Origin of the sequence: Janthinobacterium sp. NFX145, from assembly GCF_049810325.1 — a bacterium.
Lineage (GTDB): Bacteria > Pseudomonadota > Gammaproteobacteria > Burkholderiales > Burkholderiaceae_D > Janthinobacterium > Janthinobacterium rivuli.
In genome coordinates this window covers 6,083,198-6,102,990 of record NZ_CP187360.1, presented here as the reverse complement: position 1 = coordinate 6,102,990, position 19,793 = coordinate 6,083,198, and the positions used below count along the sequence as shown (strand labels likewise).

Genomic DNA, 19,793 nt, shown 5'->3' with positions numbered 1-19,793 from the left:
GATCCGACGCCATGACCCCAGTTGATTCTGTTTCAGTGACGCAAGCGCCGTTCGGCATCCTGCCCGATGGCCAGCCCGTCAGCGTATTTACCCTGACGAACCGCCAGGGCATGCAAGTCAGAGTGCTCGACTTTGGCGCCATCATCAGCGAAATCCACGTGCCTGACCGCGACGGCAACTTTGCCGACGTGGTGCTCGGTTTCGAGCGCATTGAGCCGTATCTGGCCAACGGCGCTTTCCTGGGCGCCGTCATCGGCCGTTTCGGTAACCGCATTGCCGAGGGACGTTTCAGTCTGGATGGCAAGGATTACCAGCTGGCCGTCAATAATGCGCCCAATCACTTGCATGGTGGCAACCAGGGCTTTCACCAGGTCATGTGGCAGGCCGAGCCGTTCACCCGGGACGATGCCGTCGGCGTCACATTCACGCGCAGCAGCCCGTACGGCGAAGACGGTTATCCGGGCAAGCTCGACGTCACCGTCGTATACGAACTGGACAACGACAATGCGCTGAGCCTGCGCTACCGCGCCGTGACGGACCAGGCCACACCGATCAACCTGACCAACCACAGCTATTTCAATCTGGCGGGGCAGGGCGATATCCTCGGCCATGCGCTGTCCATCAACGCGGACCGCTACCTGCCCGTGGACGCGGGGTCGATACCCACGGGCGAACTGGCGGACGTGTCCGGCACGCCGTTTGACTTGCGCCAGAGCACCATTATCGGCGACAGCATCGCCCTGCCGCATGAGCAGCTGCGCATCGGCCGCGGCTACGACCATAACTTTGTGCTCAATAAACAGGCAGATCACGGGCTGAACTTGGCCGCCACCGTGCGCGATCCGCAATCGGGCAGGGTGATGCAGGTGTACACGCAGGAGCCCGGTGTCCAGTTTTATTCGGGTAATTTCCTCGACGGCAGCCAGCCCGGCAAGCAGCGCGCCAACAGTTATCGCAGCGCGCTATGCCTGGAAACCCAGCATTTCCCGGATTCGCCGAACCAGTCCCACTTCCCCAGCACCATTTTGCGCCCGGGTCAGGTGTATCAGACGGAAACGGTATATCGGTTTTCCGCAGAATAATCGTTTAACCCCAAACGAAATCTGGGGTCGTACCCTTAGGGTACGACCCCGGCCTTTGCTGGGGTAACGCGGACTGAAAACCTTCCACGCCCTGCCGCCACGCGCCCGCAGGGCGTTTTCATTGGGACCTGCTGATATCGTTTTCGATATCGGAACGCATTAAAAATTGATTGGAAAGGCATGGCAGGATTCTTTAGTATTCCAACATCGCTGCCCGGGCCGACGACCTTAGATCCGGCATGGCACAACCAGGAGAATGGCATGTCTGAGACAAAAAAGAAGGTAGCCCTGCGCTCGGCCGAGTGGTTCGGCTCGCAGGACAAGAATGGCTTCATGTACCGCAGCTGGATGAAAAACCAGGGCATACCTGACCACGAATTTCATGGCAAGCCCATCATCGGCATCTGCAATACCTGGTCCGAACTGACCCCCTGCAACGCGCATTTCCGCCAACTGGCCGAGCACGTCAAGCGCGGCATTCTGGAGGCGGGCGGTTTCCCAGTGGAATTCCCTGTCTTCTCGAATGGCGAATCGAATTTGCGCCCGACAGCCATGCTGACGCGCAACCTGGCCTCGATGGACGTGGAAGAATCGATCCGCGGCAATCCGATGGACGCCGTCGTGCTGCTGGTCGGCTGCGACAAGACCACGCCAGCGCTGCTGATGGGCGCTGCCAGCGTCGATATCCCGACCATCGTCGTCAGCGGCGGTCCCATGCTGAACGGCAAGCTGAACGGCAAGGACATCGGTTCCGGCACGGCCGTATGGCAGTTGCACGAGCAGATGAAGGCCGGATCGATCACCCTGCACCAGTTCATGTCGGCCGAATCGGGCATGTCGCGCTCGGCTGGTACCTGTAACACCATGGGCACGGCTTCGACGATGGCCAGCATGGCGGAAGCGCTGGGCACGTCCCTGCCGCACAACGCCGCCATCCCCGCCGTCGATTCGCGCCGCTACGTGCTGGCCCATATGTCGGGCATCCGCATCGTCGAAATGGTGCATGAAGACCTGCGCCTGTCGAAAGTGCTGACGCGTGAAGCGTTTGAAAACGCCATCAAGGTCAACGCCGCCATCGGCGGCTCGACCAATGCCGTGATCCACCTGAAGGCGATTGCCGGCCGCATCGGCGTGCCGCTGGAGCTGGAAGACTGGACCAAGGTAGGCCGCGGCACGCCGACCATCGTCGACTTGCTGCCGTCGGGCCGTTTCCTGATGGAAGAGTTCTATTATGCGGGCGGCTTGCCGGCCGTGATACGCCGCCTGGGCGAGGGCGATCTGCTGCCGCACAAGAATGCGCTGACCGTCAACGGCAAGTCGTTGTGGGACAACTGCGTCGAAGCGCCGATCTACAACGACGAGGTGGTGCGCACCTTGGACAACCCATTGCTGGCCGATGGCGGTATCTGTGTGCTGCGCGGCAACCTGGCGCCACGCGGCGCCGTGCTGAAACCGTCGGCCGCCTCGCCGCACCTGATGCAGCACCGCGGCAAGGCTGTCGTCTTTGAAGACTTTGAACATTACAAGGCGCGTATCGTTGATCCGGATCTGGATGTTGACGCGAACTCCGTGCTGGTCATGAAAAATTGCGGCCCGAAAGGCTATCCCGGCATGGCCGAAGTGGGCAACATGGGCTTGCCGCCGAAATTGCTGGCGCAAGGCATCACCGACATGGTGCGCATCTCGGATGCGCGCATGAGCGGCACGGCCTACGGCACGGTCGTCTTGCACGTGGCGCCGGAAGCGATGGCCGGTGGCCCGCTGGGCATCGTCAAGGATGGCGACATGATCGCTCTCGATTGTCACAACGGCAGCCTGAACATCGACATCAGCGATGCGGAAATCGCCGAGCGTCTGGCGAAGCGCGAACTGGGCAGCGCGCCCGGACCGAAGAGCGGCTACCAGCAGCTGTACATCGAACACGTGTTGCAGGCCGACGAAGGCTGCGATTTCGACTTCCTGGTCGGCAATCGCGGTTCCGCCGTGCCGCGCCACTCACATTAAGCGGAGAATCCCATGCTGTTGCTGCAATTTACAAATGAACACGGCGGCCGCCTCGTCGGCCTGCTGCAAGACGACGTCATCCGCGTCATCGAAGGTTACAACACGACGTATGCGCTGGCGCAAGACGCCATCCGCAAAAGAGTGAGCCTGGCGGACCTGGTCAACGCCACCGTCGGCAACGCCACGCATTCCTATGCCGACGTGGCCGCTGCCGGCCGCGTGCTGCCGCCGCTCGACCACGCCGACGAAGCGCACTGCTACGTGACGGGCACGGGCCTGACCCATTTGGGCAGCGCCGGCGCGCGCGACGCCATGCACAAGAAGATCGGCGGCGATGCGGAGTCGCTGAGCGACTCCATGAAAATGTTCCGCCTCGGCGTGGAAGGCGGCAAGCCGGCTGACGGCACGGCTGGCGCCCAGCCAGAATGGTTCTATAAAGGCGACGGCTCCATCGTGCGCGCCGGCGGCCAGCCGCTGCGCATGCCGGACTTTGCCCTCGATGGCGGCGAAGAGCCGGAAATCGCCGGCCTGTACGTGATCGGCGACGACGGCCAGCCCTACCGGGTCGGTTACGCCATCGGCAATGAATTCTCGGACCACATCACGGAGCGCCAGAACTATCTGTACCTGGCCCACTCGAAACTGCGCGCCTGCAGCGTGGGACCGGCCCTGCTGGTGGGCGAATTGCCCGCGCATATAGCCGGCGCCTCGCGCGTGCTGGACGCGGCTGGCAATGTGCGCTGGGAAAAGGCATTTGTCAGCGGCGAAGAGAATATGTCGCACACGATTGCCAACCTGGAACACCATCACTTCAAGTATCCGCTGTTCAAGCGCCCTGGCGACGTGCACGTGCATTTCTTCGGCACGGCCACGTTAAGCTTTGCCGATGGCGTGAGCGTGGCGCCGGGTGAAACCTTTGAAATCGAAGCGCCGGCCTTTGGCCCTGCCTTGCGCAACCGCCTTGACGTCTTCCCAACCGAATTTGCGAAAGTGAGCACATTATGAGTTTCAATATCACCGGTGATGCATTGATCGGCGGCGTCGCCGTCAAGGGCAATGGCGGCTCCTTCGAAGCCTGGGACCCGGCCGCGCGCGCACACATCGCGCCTGCCTTCCACATGGTTGACGTAGCGCAAATCGACGCAGCCTGCCGCTTGGCGCAAGCCGCGTTCGACCCGTTTCGCGCCACCACGGATGCGCAGCGCGCCGATTTTCTGGACACCATCGCCGCGCAAATCGGCGAACTGGGCGACGAGCTGATCGTGCGCGCCATGACGGAAAGCGGTTTGCCGCGCGCGCGCCTGGAAGGCGAACGTGGCCGCACGGTGGGTCAATTGAAACTGTTCGCCGGCTTGCTGCGCGAAGGATCGTGGACGGATGCGCGCATCGATTCGGCTTTGCCGGAACGTACGCCACCGCGTCCTGACTTGCGTTTGCGCATGATCGGCCTCGGCCCCGTCGCCGTGTTTGCGGCCAGTAACTTCCCGCTGGCCTTCTCGGTGGCGGGCGGCGATACGGCCTCGGCCCTGGCGGCCGGCTGCCCTGTCGTGCTGAAAGCCCATTCGGCCCATCCGGGCACGTCGGAGCTGGTGGCGCGCGCCATCGTCAAAGCGATTGCCATCTGCAAGCTGCCGGCCGGCGTGTTCGCCTTGCTGACGGGCACGGGCAATGGCATCGGCCAGGCCCTGGTCGCCCATCCGGCCATCCAGGCCGTCGGTTTTACGGGTTCGCGTTCGGGCGGCATCGCCCTGATGAAGGTGGCGGCGGAACGTCCACAGCCAATTCCCGTGTATGCGGAAATGAGCAGCATCAACCCTGTGTTCGTGCTGCCGCAAGCGCTGGCCGCCCGTGGCGCGGCGATCGCCAGCGGTTTTGCCGCCTCGCTGACGATGGGCGTGGGCCAGTTCTGCACCAATCCCGGCCTCGTGCTGGGCCTGGAAGGCGCTGACTTTACGGCCTTTGCCGCCGCTGCCGCCGAAGCGCTGGCACCTGCGCCGGCCGCTACCATGTTGACGGCTGGTATCGCCAGCAGCTATGCCAAGGGCGTTGCCGCCCTGGCGCAGCACGCCGATGTGACGCCGCTGGTGCAAAATACGGGCGATGAAGGCAAGGGCGCCGCCGCCCTGTTCGTCACCTCGGGCGAGGCTTTCCTGGCCAAGCACGATCTGCGCGATGAAGTCTTCGGCCCGGCCTCGCTGCTGGTCGCTTGCCGCGACATCGAGCAATTGCTGGCGATCACGGAAAGCCTGGAAGGCCAGCTGACGGCCACCCTGCAGATGGATGCCGGTGACGTGGAAGATGCGCGCCGCCTGCTGCCCGTGCTGGAACGCCGCGTGGGCCGCATCCTGGCCAACGGTTTCCCGACGGGCGTGGAAGTGTCGACGGCCATGGTGCACGGCGGCCCGTTCCCGGCCACGTCGGACGGCCGCAGCACCTCGGTCGGCACGGCGGCCATCAACCGCTTCCTGCGTCCTGTGTCCTACCAGAACCTGCCGCAAGACTTGCTGCCAGAGTCGCTGCGCGACGATAATCCGCTGGGGATTTGGCGCCGTCACGATGGCGTGCTCGGTAAAGTTTAATTGTAATTTAATCAAAAAATAAAAATAAACAGGTGGAGACAAGATGAAGCAATTGGCGAAATATGGCAGCTTGCAGGGCAAGCGCGTGTTCATCACGGGTGGCGGCAGCGGCATCGGCGAATCTTTGGTGGCGGAGTTTGCCGCCCAGGGCGCGCTGGTGGCGTTTGTCGATATCGCCGTAGAAGCGAGCGAGGCCCTGTGCCGCCGCCTGGCTGAAGCGGGCCTGACGGCGCCATTGTTCCGCCATTGCGACATCACGGATATTCCCTCCTTGCAAGCCGTCATGGCCGAACTGGCCGACAAGCTGGGCGACTTCGATATCCTCGTCAACAATGCCGCCAACGACCAGCGCCACCAGGCGCAGGACGTCACGCTGGAATACTGGAATGAGCGCATTGCGATCAATCAACGTCCCATGTTCTTCACCTGCCAGGCCGTTTTCGAGGGCATGAAGCGCAAGGGTGGCGGTTCCATCATCAACGTCAGCTCGATTTCCTGGCACATGAAGTCGGGCGGCTACCCTGTGTATGCGACCACCAAGGCGGCCGTCGTGGGCCTCACGCGGGGCCTGGCGCGCGATTATGGCGCCCACAATATCCGCGTCAACACCGTCACACCGGGCTGGGTCATGACGCAGCGCCAGATCGACCTGTGGGTCGACGACGCGGCCGAAGTGGAAATCAAGAAAAGCCAATGCTTGCCAAGCAAGCTGATGCCACAGGACATCGCCGCCATGGTGCTGTTCCTTGCCTCGGACGATGGTGCTATGTGTTCCTCCCAGGAATTCATTGTGGATGCCGGCTGGATCTAAGCCTTAGCGCATCGTTCAATCCGCGCCGGGACTGACCGGCACCTCCGATCTAGAAATACCCTCTTGCCGCCCCAACCCCGCGGCAGGAGAGGCCTCGCCATTACATCGCCGGGTTGATCCCGGCCCTTGCTTTTCACTAAAAAACAGGAGACAGCATGAAATTCATCCATACCAGCATCGTGGCCCTCAGCCTGGCCATGGCCGGCAGCGCCTTTGCCGCGCCCGTCAGTGTCACCATCGACGTGGCCAAGCCCGGTGCCGTGATCAACAAGAACGTGTACGGCCAGTTCGCCGAGCATCTGGGTACCGGTATCTATGAAGGCATGTGGGTGGGGCCGGAGTCTTCCATTCCGAACACCAAGGGCTGGCGCAATGACGTGCTGGGCGCGCTGAAACAGTTGCACGTGCCCCTGGTGCGCTGGCCGGGCGGCTGTTTTGCCGATGAATACCACTGGAAGGACGGCATCGGCGCGCGCGCCCAGCGTCCGACCAAGGTCAATACCAACTGGGGCGGCGTGGAAGAATCGAACGCCGTCGGCACGCACGAATTCTTCGACCTGGCCGAGCTGCTGGGCGCGCAGACCTACATCAACGGCAATCTGGGCTCCGGCACGCCGCAGGAAATGTCCGAATGGCTCGAATACATGACCTCGGACAGCAAATCGACCTTGGCCGAACTGCGCCGCAAGAATGGCCGCGCCCAGCCGTATAAAGTCGATTACTTTGGCATCGGCAATGAAGCCTGGGGTTGCGGCGGCAATATGCGCCCGCAGTACTATGCCGACCTGTACAAGCACTATCACACCTTCATGAAAACGCCGGAAAGCGCGCGCCCGAAATTCATCGCCAGCGGCGGCAATGACGACGACATCAGCTGGTCCAGCACCCTGAGCCGCGAAATCAAGCCGAACATGATGGACGCCATCAGTTTCCACTACTACACGGTGCCGACCGGCGTGTGGGAAAAGAAGGGCGCCGCCACGGGTTTTGGCGAAAATGAATGGATCTCGACACTGAGCCGCACCTTGCGCATCGATAGCTTGATCAAGAACAATATCGCCGCCATCGACAAGAACGACCCCTCGAAAAAGACGGGCTTGTACGTCGATGAATGGGGCACCTGGTACGACGTCGAGCCGGGCACCAACACGGGCTTTTTGTTCCAGCAAAACAGCTTGCGCGATGCGCTCGTCGCCGCCCTGAACTTCAATATTTTCCACGCCCACGCGGACCGCGTGCGCATGACGAATATCGCGCAAATGGTCAACGTGCTGCAGGCGATGATCATCACGGACAAGGACAAATATTTCCTCACGCCCACGTATCACGCGTTTGAAATGTATGTGCCCTTCCAGGACGCCACCTCGCTGCCGGTCGCCATCCAGGGTAATGGAAAATACAGCCTGGGCAAGGTCAGCATTCCTGAAGTGAGCGCCTCGGCCGCGCGCGCCAAGGATGGCAAGGTGTATCTGTCGCTGGTCAACACGAACCCGCACAAGGCCGTCGACGTGAGCGTGGCGCTGGCCGGCAAGCAGGTGGCCAGCGTGACGGGCCGCGTGTTGACCGCAGGCAAGATGGATGCTGTCAACAGCTTTGCGCAACCGCAAGCCGTGCAGCCGGTGGCGTTCAATGCCAAGGCGCAAGGCGGCAAGCTGACCGTGTCGGTGCCTGCCAAGGCTGTCGTGGTGGTGGCCGTCGAATAAACCTGCCGATGTTGATGTATCCAGCCGGCCCGCATGACGGGCCGGCTGGTCATGTGGAGAACACGATGCGATTTTCGATAACGATGGCCTTGGTGGCCATGCTTGCCTTCAGCTCCGTCCAGGCGGCCCAGGTCAGCGTGCACGACCCCGTGATGGCCAAGGAAGGCGACACGTATTATTTGTACAGCACGGGTCCCGGCATCACCTTTTACAGTTCGAAAAACATGCTCGACTGGCAGCCGGAAGGGCGCGTCTTCGCGGGCCAGCCGACCTGGGCAAAAACAGCTGCCCCCAGCTTTGACGACCATATCTGGGCGCCCGACGTGCAATTTCACGACGGAAAATATTATCTGTATTACTCGGTGTCCGGCTTCGGCAAGAACACCTCCGGCATCGGCGTGACCGTCAACACGACCTTGAATCCCCGCGCGCCCGACTACCGCTGGGTCGACCAGGGCATGCTGCTGCAATCGGTGCCCGAGCGCGACGAGTGGAACGCCATCGACTCGAACATCATCACCGATGCCCAGGGTACGCCATGGATGTCGTTCGGCTCGTTCTGGAATGGCATCAAGCTGGTGAAACTCAATGCGGACTGGAAAACTATTGCGGAACCGCAAGAATGGCACTCGCTGGCCCGCCGCGTACCGCTGCCGCCAAGGGCGGGCAAATTCAAGCCCGCGCCCGAGGAAATCGAGGCGCCGTTCATCTTCCAGCGCGGCAACGATTACTTCCTCTTCGTTTCCTGGGGCTTGTGCTGCCAGAAGGAAAAAAGCACCTATCACCTGGCCGTGGGACGGTCCAAGAGCGTGACGGGTCCGTATCTGGACAAGGATGGCCGCGACATGGCGCAGGGCGGCGGCACGGTGCTGCTGAAAGGCGACAAGGATTGGCAAGGCCTGGGCCACAACAGCGCCTACAGCTTTGACGGCAAGGATTACCTGGTGCTGCACGCGTATGAGACGGCGGACAATTATTTGCAGAAGCTCAAGATCCTGCCGATGACGTGGGACAAGGATGGCTGGCCGCAGGTCGATGCGCGCGACTTGAACCGCTATCAAAGCCGCCAATTGCCGGCCGCAAAACCCTAAGGGCGCGCCATGCACAAGACCTTGTTGACGCTGGCGCTGGCCGCCAGCGGCCTTGCCACGCCTGTCCTGCAGGCAGCCGAGCTGTTTCCCCTCTCGTCCGTGCGCTTGAAAGCGGGGCCATTCCTCGACGCGCAAACGACGGACTTGCACTATCTGCTGGCCTTCGAACCGGACAAATTGCTGGCGCCGTTTCGCCGCGAGGCGGGCTTGCCGCAAATCCAGTCCAGCTATGGCAACTGGGAATCGACGGGGCTCGATGGCCACATGGGCGGGCATTATGTGTCCGCGCTGGCGCTGATGGTGGCGTCCACGGGCGACGCGCAGGCGCGCGAACGCCTGAACTATGTAGTGGCGGAACTGAAGAAATGCCAGGACGCCAATGGCAATGGTTATCTGGGCGGCATCCCCGATGGCAATGCGGCCTGGCAAGCTATCGCCAAGGGAGAGTTGCAGGCGGACACCTTCTCCGTCAACGGTAAATGGGTGCCGTGGTACAACCTGCACAAGGTGTTTGCGGGCTTGCGCGACGCCTATCGCTACGCTGGCAATCTTGAAGCGAAAGCCATGCTGATCGCCTTGTCGGACTGGGCCGTGAAACTGTCGGGGTCCTTGAGCGACGCACAGATGCAAGCGATGCTGCGCGCCGAGCACGGCGGCATGAACGAAGTGCTGGCCGACGTCTACGCGATGACGGGTGAGCAGCGCTACATGGACCTGGCCGTGCGCTTCTCGCACCAGGCGGTATTGCAGCCGCTGGTGGAGCAACAGGACAAGCTGACGGGCTTGCATGCGAATACGCAAATTCCAAAGGTGATCGGTTTCGAGCGCATCGGCGCGCTGACGGGCCGGCGCGACTGGCAGCAGGCGGCGCAATTCTTTTGGCAAACCGTGCACGACAAGCGCACGGTGGCCATCGGTGGCAATAGTGTCAAGGAGCATTTCCACGACGAGCACGATTTTTCGTCGATGGTGGAAGAGGTCGAAGGGCCGGAAACCTGCAATACCTACAATATGCTCAAGCTCACCGAGCAACTGTTCAAGCGTGACGAGCAAGTGCGCTACGCGGATTACTACGAGCGCGCCCTGTACAACCATATCCTGTCGTCGCAGCGCCCGGGCACGGGCGGCTTCGTGTATTTCACGCCCATGCGCCCGAACCACTACCGCGTATATTCGCAAGTGGACAAGGGCATGTGGTGCTGCGTGGGTTCCGGCATCGAAAGCCAGGCCAAGTATGGCGAGTTCATCTACGCGCATGATGGCGACGCCCTGTACGTGAACCTGTTCATGGCGTCCACCCTGGACTGGGCAGAGCGGGGCGTCAAGATTGTGCAATCGACCCAGTTTCCCGACCAGGACACGACGCGCATCAAAGTGCAGGGAAATAAAACCTTCAGCATGAAGATACGCTATCCCCAGTGGGTAGCCAAGGGCAAGCTGCGCGTCAAACTCAATGGCAAGGCCCTGCGCGTGAACGGCGCACCGGGCGACTATGTGACCATCACGCGGGCCTGGAAGAACGGCGACACCGTCGATGTCACGCTACCCATGACGACGCGCCTGGAACAGATGCCGGACCAGTCGAATTACTATGCCGTGCTGCATGGCCCCATCGTGCTGGCGGCCAGGACGCAGCCGTTCGCCAATGAAGCCTTGAACTATTTTGCCGACGACTCGCGCATGGGCCATATCGCGCAGGGGCAAGTGTGTCCGCTGGAATCGTCACCGCTGTTCGTCAGCGACACAAAAGAGTTCATGCACAAGATCAAACCCGTGAAGGGCCAGCCGTTGACATTCACGGCGCCCGGGCTGATTCAGGGCAAGGATGCGGCGAAGATCAAACTGATCCCGTTCTTCCGCCTGCATGACTCTCGCTACATGCTGTACTGGCCCGTGTCCACGCCGGCCAGGCTGGCGCAGCTGCAGGAAACCACACGGCAAGCCGAAGCGCAGCGGCTGGCGCTCGATGCGCAAACCATCGACCAAGTGGCGCCGGGACAACAGCAGCCGGAATCCGATCATTTCTTCCAGGCCGAAGGTGGAGAAAACGGTGTCAACAAGGGCAGGCATTGGCGCCACGCCACAGGCTGGTTCAGCTATGAACTGAGCGACCCGCAAGCCGAAGCGAAGATATTGCGCCTGACCCTGTCCACCCTGGATGCGGGCCGCGTCTTCGACGTCTTGCTCAACGGGGTCAAGGTTGAAGCAGTCGCCGTGGCGGCCGATGCGCCGCAAGAGCTGCATACGGTCGATATTGCCGTGCCTGCGGCGTTGGTAGCGGCCGCCAAGGGCAAATTGACCGTGAAATTTGTCGCCGGCAAGGATTCCGTGGCGGGCGGCCTGTACGGCTTGCGCCTGCTGCGCTGAGGGAAGAGGCGACTTTGCTTGTTCTACTGATACGCAAATCGGTATCGCAAGCGAAAAAGAATTGATTGGATGGCTATGTTGCTTTCTCCTACCATGGGTTCATAAAAAACCGCCCATCCGGCATCCGGCTGTGATGGTATTCCAAAAAAACTGGAGACAAGAATGAAATTGACACGCCGCACACTCCTCGCCAGCGCCATGCTGCTCGCACTGTCCGCTACTTCTTCCGCTTTTGCCGCCAAGCCCCTTGTCATGGGCTTTTCGCAGGTGGGCGCCGAAAGCGAATGGCGCACCGCCAATACCGTCTCCATCAAGGATGCGGCCAAGAAAGATGGCGTCACCTTGAAATTTGCCGATGCGCAGCAAAAGCAGGAAAACCAGGTCAAGGCGTTGCGCTCGTTCATCGCGCAAAAGGTCGACGTGATCGCCTTCTCGCCGGTCGTTGAGTCCGGCTGGGATACCGTCTTGCGCGAAGCCAAGGCTGCCAAGATTCCCGTCATCCTGACGGACCGCGCCGTCAACGTGGCCGACAAATCGCTGTACGTGACCTTTATCGGTTCCGATTTCGTGGAAGAGGGCCGCCGCGCCGGCCAATGGCTGCTCGAGCACGCCAAGAAAACCCCGGACGCGCAACTGAACATCGTCGAGCTGCAAGGCACAGTCGGTTCGGCGCCAGCCATCGACCGCAAGGAAGGTTTCCAGGAAGTCATCGGCAAGAACCCGAAGCTGAAGATCATCCGTTCGCAAACGGGCGACTTTACACGCGCCAAGGGCAAGGAAGTGATGGAAGCGTTCCTGAAGGCCGAGGGCAAGAAGATCAACGTGTTGTACGCGCACAATGACGACATGGCCATCGGCGCCATCCAGGCCATCGAAGAAGCGGGCATGAAACCGGGCAAGGACATCATCATCATCTCGATCGATGGCGTCAAAGGCGCGTTCGAAGCCATGATCGCCGGCAAGCTGAACGTCACCGTGGAATGCAGCCCGCTGCTGGGCCCGCAACTGATGTCGATTGCCCGCGACGTCGTGGCCGGTAAACCCGTGCCAGCGCGCATCACGACGGTGGAAGGCGTGTTCCCTGCCGAGGTGGCCGCCAAGGAATTCCCGAACCGTAAGTACTAAGCTTGCCGCATGATGAATACGCAAGCGCAACACAATGCCGCGCCAGCTCCCTTGCTGGAGTTGCGCGGCATCAGCAAATCCTTTCCTGGCGTCAAAGCTCTCAGCGACGTTGCCCTGCGCCTGTATCCGGGCGAAGTGCACACCCTGATGGGACAAAATGGCGCCGGGAAATCGACGCTGATCAAGGTGCTGACGGGTGTCTACACGCCCGACAGCGGCCAGATTCTGCTCGATGGCAAGGCCATCGCCCCCGCATCCACGTCGGATGCGCAGTTGCTCGGCATCAGCACCGTGTACCAGGAAGTCAATCTGTGCCCGAACCTGTCGGTGGCGGAAAACATTTTTATCGGCCGCTATCCGCGCCGCTTCGGGGCGATCGATTGGCGTTCCATGCAGCAGCAGGCGCGTGCCTTGCTGCAGCAGTTGCAGATCGATATCGATGTCACGGCGCAACTGTCCAGCTTTCCGCTGGCCATCCAGCAAATGGTGGCCATTTCGCGCGCGCTGAACATTTCGGCCCGCGTGCTGATCCTTGACGAACCCACATCCAGCCTGGACGAGGCGGAAGTCAATCTGCTGTTTTCCGTGCTGCGCCGCCTGCGCGAGCAGGGCATGACGATTCTGTTTGTGACCCACTTCCTCGACCAGACCTACGCCATTTCCGACCGCATCACCGTCATGCGCAATGGCGAGCGCGAGGGAGAGTATGCGTGCAGCGAACTGTCGCGCCTGGCGCTGGTCAATAAAATGATCGGCGTGGCGGCCGACACGCAGGAACAAACGCTGGATCTGGCGCAAGAAGCGGGCGCCGCCAGCTTTGGCCCGACTGTGCTCGAAGCGCAGGGACTGGGCCGCAAGGGCGCCTTGCTGCCCATGGATTTCCACATCCGCCAGGGTGAATTGCTGGGCCTGGCCGGTTTACTCGGTTCGGGCCGCACGGAACTGGCGCGTTTGCTGTTCGGCGCCGACAAGGCCGACTCTGGCAGCATCGTCATGCAAGGCAAGGCACGCCAGTTCAACGTGCCACGCGATGCGATCGCCCAGGACATCGGCTTTTGCTCGGAAGACCGCAAGCACGAGGGCGCGATTTTGTCGCTGTCCGTGCGCGAAAACATCATATTGGCCTTGCAGGCCCGCACGGGCTTGCTGCGCGCCATCCCGTTCAAACGCCAGCAGGCGCTGGCCGACGAGTACGTCAAAGCGCTCGGCATCAAGACGGCCAGCATCGAAACGCCGATCGGCAGCCTGTCGGGCGGCAATCAACAAAAGGCCTTGCTGGCGCGCTGGCTGGTGACCTCGCCGGCCATGCTGATTCTCGATGAACCGACGCGCGGCATCGACGTGCGCGCCAAGCAGGAAATCATGAGTTATGTGAGCAAACTCTGCCGCAAGGGCATGGCCATCCTGTTCATTTCCTCCGAATTGCCGGAAGTGCTGCGCTGCAGCGACCGTATCCTGGTCATGCGCGACCGCAAGGCCTGCGGCGACTATGCGCGCGGCGAGCTGGACGACAGCTCCGTGCTGCAAGTGATCGCCGGAGACGCCACATGAGTTTATCCACGCCATCGAGCGCGCCACTGGCGCGTGCGGCTTCCCTTACGAATGCTTCCATGTTGCAGAGCGTCTTGCATCACCCTTTGAGCCGGCCCCTGGCCGCGCTGTTCTTGCTGCTGCTGGTCGATTTCTTTGCCATCCCCGGCTTTTTTCACTTGGAAATCCGCGACGGCCATTTGTACGGCAGCGTGATCGACATCGTCAACCGCGCCGCGCCCCTGATGCTGGCGGCCTTGGGCATGACCCTGGTGATCGCCACGCGCGGCATCGATATTTCCGTGGGCGCCGTCGTGGCCCTGTCCGGCACGGTGGCCGCCATGCTGATTGGCGGCACCATGGTGATGGACAACGGCGTGCCGACCTACGTCAGCAATATCCCCATGGGCTGGGCCTTGGCGGCTGCCCTGGGCGCGGCTTTGCTGTGCGGCGCCTGGAATGGCGTGCTGGTGGCGGGCCTGGGTTTGCAGCCCATCGTCGCCACCCTGATCCTGATGGTGGCGGGGCGTGGCCTGGCGCAATTGCTGACGGATGGCCAGATCGTCACCGTCTACTACCAGCCGTACTTTTTCATCGGCAGCGGCTACCTGTTCGGCTTGCCGTTCTCGCTGTTTCTCGTCGCTGCCGTGTTCATCATCACGGCCGTGTTGATGCGCAAGACGGCCCTGGGCCTGTTCATCCAGGCCGTTGGCATCAACCCCGTCGCCGCGCGCCTGGCCGGCATCAAGACTGCCACCCTGATCTTTTTCGTCTACGTCTTTTGCGCCGCCTGCGCGGGCCTGTCGGGCCTGATGATCAGCTCGAACATCAAGAGCGCCGACGCGAACAATGCAGGCCTGATGCTGGAACTGGACGCCATCCTGGCAGTCACCCTGGGCGGTACGTCTTTGGCCGGCGGCAAGTTCAGCCTCGTGGGCAGCATGATCGGCGCCCTCATCATCCAGACCCTGACCTACACGATCTATTCGCTGGGCGTGCCGCCGGAAGTCAACATGGTCGTCAAGTCGGTCGTCGTCTTCCTCGTCTGCCTGTCGCAATCGTCGGAATTCAAGCAATTGCTGCATCGGAGAAAAGCATGAAGGGTTTGCTGCACACCCCGTATTTCACCTCGCTCGTCACGGTCCTGCTGCTGGTGGTGATGCTGGGCCTGGGCGGCGCCGCCTATCCGGGCCTGCTGTCGACGCAAGTGATCTTTAACCTGTTGATCGATAACGCCTTTTTGCTGGTGATCGCCGTCGGCATGACTTTTGTCATCGTCTCCGGCGGCATCGATTTGTCCGTCGGTTCCGTGCTGGCCCTGTCGACCATGATCGCCGCCTGGCTGCTGAACGTGGCGCACTGGCCGCCACTGCTGGTGATTGTCACCGTGCTGGCACTGGGCACGGTGTTTGGCGCCAGCATGGGCGCGCTGATTCATTATTTCAAATTGCAGCCGTTCATCGTCACCCTGGCCGGTATGTTTCTGGCGCGCGGGCTGTGCTACTTGATCAGCATCAATTCCATCACCATCGACGACCCGCTGTTCGTGGCCATGTCGCAGACGCAATTGCAATTTCTCGGCGGTTTTGTCTCACCCGGCGTGGTGATCGCCGTGATCACGTTGCTCTTGGCCATCTGGCTGGCGCACGCCACGCCGTTCGGCCGCGCCGTGTATGCGATCGGCGGCAATGAACAGTCGGCCCTGATGATGGGCTTGCCTGTCGGCCGCACCAAGGTGTTCATTTACGCCTTCAGCGGCTTTTGCGCCGCGCTGGGCGGCGTGCTGTTTTCGTTTTACATGCTGTCTGGCTATGGCTTGCATGCGCAAGGCACGGAACTGGACGCGATTGCCGCCGTCGTCATCGGCGGCACCCTGCTCAGCGGCGGCTACGGCTATGTGGCGGGCGCGCTGTCGGGCGTGCTGGTGCTGGGCACCATCCAGACCCTGATCGCCTTTGACGGCACGCTCAGCTCGTGGTGGACCAAGATCGTCATCGGCGGCTTGCTGTTCGTCTTTTGCGTCGTGCAAAGATTGATGGCCATGGGCCAGAAGAATACCAATCGGAGTTAATACCATGTTTCAAAAGAATAAACTTGCCGCAGCCATCGGCATGGCGGCGGCGCTCGCCTGTATTGCAGTCAACGCGCCGGCGGCCAACCCCATCGTGAAAAACATCTACACGGGCGACCCGGCCGCGCTGGTCGACAATGGCAGGGTGTATTTGTACGTGGGCCACGATGAAGCGAGCGCCACGGATACGGATTACCGCATGCACGAGTGGCGCGTGTATTCCTCGTGCGACATGGCGAACTGGACGGACCACGGTTCGCCCGTGCGCTTTTCCACCTTCGCGTGGGCCGGCAAGGATGCGTGGGCCGGCGATATCGTCAAGCGCGGCAGCAAGTATTATTTTTACTCCACCGTCGACCATAAAACAATCCCCGGCAAAGCCATCGGCGTGGCCGTGTCCGACAGCCCGACGGGCCCGTTCGTCGACGCGCGCGGCAGCGCCCTGATCACGAACGACATGACGAAGCAGACTGCCATTCCCTGGGACGATATCGATCCGGCCGTCTTCATCGACACGGATGACCAGGCCTACATTTATTGGGGCAATACGGTCTTGAAATACGCCAAGCTGAAAGCCAATATGACGGAGCTGGACGGCCCGATATTGACCTTCGGCATGGATGCGTTCACGGAAGCGGCCTATATGCACAAGCATGCGGGTACGTATTATTTGTCGTACTCGCGCAATTTCCCGGAAGAGACGGCGTATTCGACGGGACCGACGCCCACCGGTCCCTGGCATTTCCGCGGCACCATCATGGACAAGAATGCCGTCGTGAAAACCATTCACCAGGCCATCATCGAATTCAACGGCAAGTCCTACATCTTCTATCACAACGACAAGTTGCCCGGCGGCGGAGAATACCGGCGTTCCGTGGCCGTGGAAGAGCTGAAATACAAGCCGGACGGCACCATCGAATTCATCCATCAAACGGCTGGCCCGGCCGCCAACCCGAGCGCCGCCTGCAAGGCATTGTGAACGCTTGTTGACCACGCATCAAAAGGAGACATACCGATATCTATAACATCGATATTGAATTAAAACTGATATCGATCATGATATGATTTATTCATGGATACCCTCAACCCCAATTGGTTCTTGCGAGCCCGCCTGAAGACGCGGCAATTGCTGCTGTTGATCGCCCTTGACGAGCAGCGCAACATTCACCGCGCGGCGGAAGAATTGCACATGACGCAGCCGGCCGCGTCCAAGCAAATCAAGGACCTGGAAGAGATGCTGGACGTGCGCCTGTTCGACAGGCTGCCGCGCGGCATGGAGCCGACCATCTACGGCGAAACGATGATACGCCACGCGCGCATGGCCTTGACGAGCTTGTCGCTGGCGCATGACGACATCGTCGCGCTCAAATCAGGCCTGACGGGCCAGGTGGAAGTGGGCGTCATCATGACGCCGGCCATGGCCTTGCTGCCGCGCGCGATTGCCCGCATCAAGCAGCAGGCGCCCTTGATGCGCATCGGCGTGCATCTGGAGCACAGCAATACCCTGATGGACATGCTGCAGCACGGCACCCTCGACTTCATGATCGGGCGCATCCTGGAAAAGGAAAGCAGCGCCGGCCTGATCTACGAGGAATTGACGGAAGAGCCGGCCAGCGCCGTGGCGCGCAATGGCCATCCGCTGCTGTCGCGCAAGAATCTGCAATTGAAGGATTTGGCGGGCCAGCCGTGGATCTTGCCGCCGCAAGGCAGCATCCTGCGCCACCGTTTCGACATGATGTTCCGCCGCGCCAGCCTGGAGCCGCCCGTCGATGTGGTCGACACCACCGCCTTGCTCCTGATCACGTCCTTGCTGCAGCAGACGGATTCCCTGCACGTGATGCCGACGGAAGTGGCCCATTACTATGAGTCGCTGAACGTGCTGAGCATTTTGCCCATCGAGCTGCCGTGCAAGATGGATGCGTTCGGCATCATCCGCCAGCAGGATCATTTGCTGTCGCCGGGGGCGGATATGTTGTTGAAAGCTGTGCGGGCGACGGCGGCGGATATGTATTGAGTGCTGTGTTGGTGGTGTCGGATTACGCGTTCCGCTAATCCGACCTACACATGGCACGGTGACAGGTAGGTCGGATTAGCCCGCAGGGCGTAATCCGACAATATCCGTGCAACATGCTCAATCGGGCACCTCAAAGAAAAACAGCTGCACCAACCGCCCATTCTCCGGCGTGTCGCCAAACACATTGCTGATCGAGTGAAAGTAGTGGCCCTTGTACACGATCAATCGGTTGTGGCGCATCGGCACTTCCAGCAGCGCTTGCCAACTGTCGCGTTGCTCCTGCAAGTCGTTGAATTTCTGCACTTTGCTGTTCGGCAGCCAGCGCTTCTGGAAATCCTTGAAGCTGGCGTAGCCGCCCGCTTTCACGTCCGCCTCGGGTAGTCTCCGGTACCAGCCGCTGGGCTGGTGGCGCCAGAAGGTGGTGCCGCCCTGGCACTGCTCGGGCGGGTTCAGATACAGCACGCCCGCATAGAAATTGAAATTGTTGCCCGTCTCATTGTCCACGTGGATATCCGTGCGCGCCATCGCGTCCGCATAGCTGAGGCGATACGAGCCGTTGTCGGGAGAGATGAAACGGATGGGGCGGCCCAGCGCCGTGGCGATGCGCTCCATGATGGCCTGGCTGGGCTGGCCCGCCGTCTGGCTGCCTGGATAATTCTGTCCCGCATAGCGCTGCTGCTCGAACGGTAACGCCAGCGCTTGCGCGCGCCAGGCCGTGGGGTCGGGCAGGAAATCGTCGAGGATGTGCAAATCTGTTTCGCGCAGGAAGTCCTGCAGCGATGGCGCGACGTTGATCGGTGTCAGCGTTTCTACTTGTTCCGCTTGCGGGCTGGCAAAGCCGATGCGGCACGTTTGCGCCAGCGCCGGATGCAGCGCCAGGCCTTGCGCGTAGCGGGCCAAGGCCAGTTCCTGCTGTCCCGTGCGGTAGTACAGCTCGGCCAGGCCCTGCAGGGTTTGCCAGCGCTGCGGACGCAGGGTGTGCGCCCGTTCCAGTTCGGCGATGGTGTCCGCCAGCCGCTGTTTTCCCATCAGCAATTCGGCATGAAGAATCGCGAAATCGTGTTCGTGCGGCGCCAGCCGCGCCGCCGTGGCGTAGCTGGCCAGCGCCGCCTCGCTGTCCGTGCCGCGCAGCACGTTACCGAGGTTGTAGTGGAACAGGGCATTGTCGGGCTGCTGCTTGAGCGACAGTTTGATGAGGCCCAGGCCGATGGCGCCCTGGCCCAGTTCCAGCATCGCCAGGCCCTGGAAATGCTGTGCTTCGGCCAGGGCCGGGTTCAGTTTATACGCGGCCTGGTAGGCGTTGATCGCCTCGATCAGCTTGCCTTGCTGCTGCAGCCCTTGCCCGTTTGCCAGATGTTGTTCCGCCAGTGTCTGTTCGCCCATATCACTATTCCGATGCAATGTGGCGAACAGTGT

General features: G+C 61.3%; 15 protein-coding genes. 14 read left to right on the top strand and 1 reads right to left on the bottom strand.

What is annotated here, in order from left to right; translation table 11 throughout:
• Window positions 1–11 precede the first annotated feature (11 nt).
• From ACPJXG_RS27410 to ACPJXG_RS27345, 14 genes are all read left to right on the top strand, one after another.
• The gene (locus ACPJXG_RS27410; RefSeq protein WP_425252883.1) at window positions 12–1,082 is read left to right on the top strand and encodes an aldose epimerase family protein; all 1,071 of its coding nucleotides are present in this window, start codon (window positions 12–14) and stop codon (window positions 1,080–1,082) included.
• Window positions 1,083–1,343: 261 nt separating this feature from the next.
• Window positions 1,344–3,086 carry an IlvD/Edd family dehydratase gene (locus tag ACPJXG_RS27405; RefSeq protein ID WP_425252882.1) on the top strand — a complete coding sequence of 581 codons (1,743 nt, stop codon included), beginning with the start codon at window positions 1,344–1,346 and terminating at the stop codon, window positions 3,084–3,086.
• 12 nt (window positions 3,087–3,098) lie between these two features.
• Window positions 3,099–4,091: an AraD1 family protein gene (gene araD1, locus ACPJXG_RS27400; RefSeq protein ID WP_425252881.1), complete on the top strand. Its 993-nt coding sequence runs from the start codon at window positions 3,099–3,101 to the stop codon at window positions 4,089–4,091.
• Complete coding sequence (locus ACPJXG_RS27395) at window positions 4,088–5,665, top strand: aldehyde dehydrogenase (NADP(+)) (RefSeq protein WP_425252880.1); 1,578 nt, start codon at window positions 4,088–4,090, stop codon at window positions 5,663–5,665. The genes araD1 and ACPJXG_RS27395 overlap by 4 nt, the downstream gene beginning before the upstream one ends.
• A gap of 43 nt (window positions 5,666–5,708) precedes the next feature.
• Window positions 5,709–6,476, top strand: coding sequence for an SDR family NAD(P)-dependent oxidoreductase (locus ACPJXG_RS27390; protein WP_035823655.1), 768 nt, complete (start codon window positions 5,709–5,711; stop codon window positions 6,474–6,476).
• Between the two features lie 155 nt (window positions 6,477–6,631).
• Window positions 6,632–8,179 carry an alpha-N-arabinofuranosidase gene (locus ACPJXG_RS27385; protein WP_176389849.1) on the top strand — a complete coding sequence of 516 codons (1,548 nt, stop codon included), beginning with the start codon at window positions 6,632–6,634 and terminating at the stop codon, window positions 8,177–8,179.
• A gap of 65 nt (window positions 8,180–8,244) precedes the next feature.
• On the top strand, window positions 8,245–9,270 hold the full coding sequence (locus tag ACPJXG_RS27380; protein ID WP_425252879.1) for an arabinan endo-1,5-alpha-L-arabinosidase: 1,026 nt from the start codon (window positions 8,245–8,247) through the stop codon (window positions 9,268–9,270).
• Between the two features lie 9 nt (window positions 9,271–9,279).
• Window positions 9,280–11,637 (top strand): glycoside hydrolase family 127 protein, encoded by a 2,358-nt coding sequence (locus tag ACPJXG_RS27375; RefSeq protein ID WP_176389851.1) that lies wholly within the window; start codon window positions 9,280–9,282, stop codon window positions 11,635–11,637.
• Window positions 11,638–11,799: 162 nt separating this feature from the next.
• Window positions 11,800–12,762, top strand: coding sequence for an ABC transporter substrate-binding protein (locus tag ACPJXG_RS27370; RefSeq protein ID WP_035823666.1), 963 nt, complete (start codon window positions 11,800–11,802; stop codon window positions 12,760–12,762).
• Window positions 12,763–12,771: 9 nt separating this feature from the next.
• Window positions 12,772–14,313, top strand: coding sequence for a sugar ABC transporter ATP-binding protein (locus ACPJXG_RS27365; RefSeq protein ID WP_425252878.1), 1,542 nt, complete (start codon window positions 12,772–12,774; stop codon window positions 14,311–14,313).
• Window positions 14,310–15,392 carry an ABC transporter permease gene (locus ACPJXG_RS27360; RefSeq protein WP_099401185.1) on the top strand — a complete coding sequence of 361 codons (1,083 nt, stop codon included), beginning with the start codon at window positions 14,310–14,312 and terminating at the stop codon, window positions 15,390–15,392. The genes ACPJXG_RS27365 and ACPJXG_RS27360 overlap by 4 nt, the downstream gene beginning before the upstream one ends.
• Complete coding sequence (gene yjfF, locus ACPJXG_RS27355; RefSeq protein WP_035823670.1) at window positions 15,389–16,363, top strand: galactofuranose ABC transporter, permease protein YjfF; 975 nt, start codon at window positions 15,389–15,391, stop codon at window positions 16,361–16,363. The genes ACPJXG_RS27360 and yjfF overlap by 4 nt, the downstream gene beginning before the upstream one ends.
• A gap of 4 nt (window positions 16,364–16,367) precedes the next feature.
• Complete coding sequence (locus ACPJXG_RS27350) at window positions 16,368–17,342, top strand: glycoside hydrolase family 43 protein (RefSeq protein WP_425252877.1); 975 nt, start codon at window positions 16,368–16,370, stop codon at window positions 17,340–17,342.
• A gap of 93 nt (window positions 17,343–17,435) precedes the next feature.
• Window positions 17,436–18,377, top strand: coding sequence for a LysR family transcriptional regulator (locus ACPJXG_RS27345; RefSeq protein WP_035823672.1), 942 nt, complete (start codon window positions 17,436–17,438; stop codon window positions 18,375–18,377).
• Window positions 18,378–18,494: 117 nt separating this feature from the next.
• Here ACPJXG_RS27345 and ACPJXG_RS27340 read toward each other — a convergent pair whose 3' ends face one another.
• Entirely contained in the window at window positions 18,495–19,760 is a 1,266-nt protein-coding gene (locus ACPJXG_RS27340) for a DUF6445 family protein (RefSeq protein ID WP_425252876.1), read from the bottom strand.
• Window positions 19,761–19,793: the final 33 nt, after the last annotated feature.

Excerpts from the sequence above, each read along its gene's own strand:
- ACPJXG_RS27345 (WP_035823672.1), top strand. The coding sequence starts at position 17,436 with ATGGATACCCTCAACCCCAATTGGTTCTTGCGAGCCCGCCTGAAGACG.
- yjfF (WP_035823670.1), top strand. The coding sequence starts at position 15,389 with ATGAAGGGTTTGCTGCACACCCCGTATTTCACCTCGCTCGTCACGGTC.
- ACPJXG_RS27410 (WP_425252883.1), top strand. The coding sequence starts at position 12 with ATGACCCCAGTTGATTCTGTTTCAGTGACGCAAGCGCCGTTCGGCATC.
- ACPJXG_RS27390 (WP_035823655.1), top strand. The coding sequence starts at position 5,709 with ATGAAGCAATTGGCGAAATATGGCAGCTTGCAGGGCAAGCGCGTGTTC.
- ACPJXG_RS27385 (WP_176389849.1), top strand. The coding sequence starts at position 6,632 with ATGAAATTCATCCATACCAGCATCGTGGCCCTCAGCCTGGCCATGGCC.
- ACPJXG_RS27370 (WP_035823666.1), top strand. The coding sequence starts at position 11,800 with ATGAAATTGACACGCCGCACACTCCTCGCCAGCGCCATGCTGCTCGCA.
- ACPJXG_RS27375 (WP_176389851.1), top strand. The coding sequence starts at position 9,280 with ATGCACAAGACCTTGTTGACGCTGGCGCTGGCCGCCAGCGGCCTTGCC.
- ACPJXG_RS27350 (WP_425252877.1), top strand. The coding sequence starts at position 16,368 with ATGTTTCAAAAGAATAAACTTGCCGCAGCCATCGGCATGGCGGCGGCG.
- ACPJXG_RS27360 (WP_099401185.1), top strand. The coding sequence starts at position 14,310 with ATGAGTTTATCCACGCCATCGAGCGCGCCACTGGCGCGTGCGGCTTCC.
- ACPJXG_RS27405 (WP_425252882.1), top strand. The coding sequence starts at position 1,344 with ATGTCTGAGACAAAAAAGAAGGTAGCCCTGCGCTCGGCCGAGTGGTTC.
- ACPJXG_RS27365 (WP_425252878.1), top strand. The coding sequence starts at position 12,772 with ATGATGAATACGCAAGCGCAACACAATGCCGCGCCAGCTCCCTTGCTG.
- araD1 (WP_425252881.1), top strand. The coding sequence starts at position 3,099 with ATGCTGTTGCTGCAATTTACAAATGAACACGGCGGCCGCCTCGTCGGC.
- ACPJXG_RS27380 (WP_425252879.1), top strand. The coding sequence starts at position 8,245 with ATGCGATTTTCGATAACGATGGCCTTGGTGGCCATGCTTGCCTTCAGC.
- ACPJXG_RS27340 (WP_425252876.1), bottom strand. The coding sequence starts at position 19,760 with ATGGGCGAACAGACACTGGCGGAACAACATCTGGCAAACGGGCAAGGG.
- ACPJXG_RS27395 (WP_425252880.1), top strand. The coding sequence starts at position 4,088 with ATGAGTTTCAATATCACCGGTGATGCATTGATCGGCGGCGTCGCCGTC.